General features: G+C 44.8%; 1 pseudogene. It reads right to left on the bottom strand.

Annotated elements, in window-relative coordinates:
• Window positions 1–9: 9 nt before the first annotated feature.
• Window positions 10–1,178 (bottom strand): annotated as a pseudogene (locus GC102_RS05925) (IS3 family transposase).
• Window positions 1,179–1,234 lie beyond the last annotated feature (56 nt).

Here is a 1,234-nt window from a genome sequence, read left to right as displayed (position 1 = left end):
GACACAACTTTATGAAGCCTGGAGTTGCTCGTAGTAGTTTTTTTCGAACCAATACGGGGACTTATTGCCTAATGTAGAATGGATACGAATTCGGTTATAGTCGATCTCAATATATCCATGGATGGCTTCATAGGCCTGTTTTCGGGTACGAAATTTCGTTTGATATACAAGTTCTTTTTTTAGAATACTGTGAAACGATTCAATGCAAGCATTGTCGTAACAGTTACCTTTACGACTCATGCTTCCCACCATCTTGTAGTGATCAATCTGTGCTCTGTAATCATTCGAGGCATACTGGGAGCCGCGGTCGGAGTGGTGAATGACGCCCTCACAGGGTTGCTCACGCTTGTGAGCATCGTCAAGTGCAGCTAGCACAAGTTCCTTAGTAATTCGCTCTCCCATGGCCCAACCCACGATCTTGCGGGAGAATAAATCCATTTGAGTTGCAAGGTACACCCAACCTTCTGATGTAGCTACATACGTGATGTCGGACACCCATGCTTTGTGTGGTTTGTCTACCTTGAACTCGCGGTTTAACACATTGTCGTAGACCGGCAGGCTATGCTTAGAGTTAGTCGTGGCCTTATATTTCTTAACGGTACACGAAACCAGGCCCAGCTCTTTCATAAGCTGTGCTACGGTCTTGGTAGCCACTTTCCAACCTTCTTCACGTAGCTTGGCTGTGACCTTGGGACTGCCGTACCGCTGCTTGTATCCGTAGAAGTGGTGACTAATCCGTTCTTTAAGTTTTATTATGCGCTTGTCACTTTTACTTGGTTTCTTGTGAGTCCACTTGTAATAACCGCTTCGTGAAACACCCATAACGCTGCACAACTTCTCGATCCGGTACTTTGAGCGGTGTTTGTAAACAAACGGATAAATTAGTCCCGGTCTTTGGTGAAGAAGTGCATCGCCTTTTTTAAAATTTCATTTTCCTCTTTCAGTTCACGGTTTTGTTGTTCGAGCTTTTTCATCTGCTCGTAATCCACCAGGGGCTGAGTGCTTTTGTCCTTGTTATTAGCACCATACGTTTGTTTCCAGTTACTCAGGGTCGTCACCCCGATATCCAGTTCCCTAGATAACTGGGTCAACGACTTGTGCGTTTGTTCCAAATGTTCGATTGTTTTTCGACGGAACTCTTGCGTGTAATGTTTGCGTTTTTCTCTCGTTTCTCCCATGCCACACCTCGACCTCATTTTTATTTTCAGTATACAGGTCTTCCATAACGGTGTGT

This window comes from Paenibacillus germinis, from assembly GCF_013141785.1.
Lineage (GTDB): Bacteria > Bacillota > Bacilli > Paenibacillales > NBRC-103111 > Paenibacillus_E > Paenibacillus_E phytorum.
This window is presented reverse-complemented; position numbering and strand designations above follow the sequence as displayed.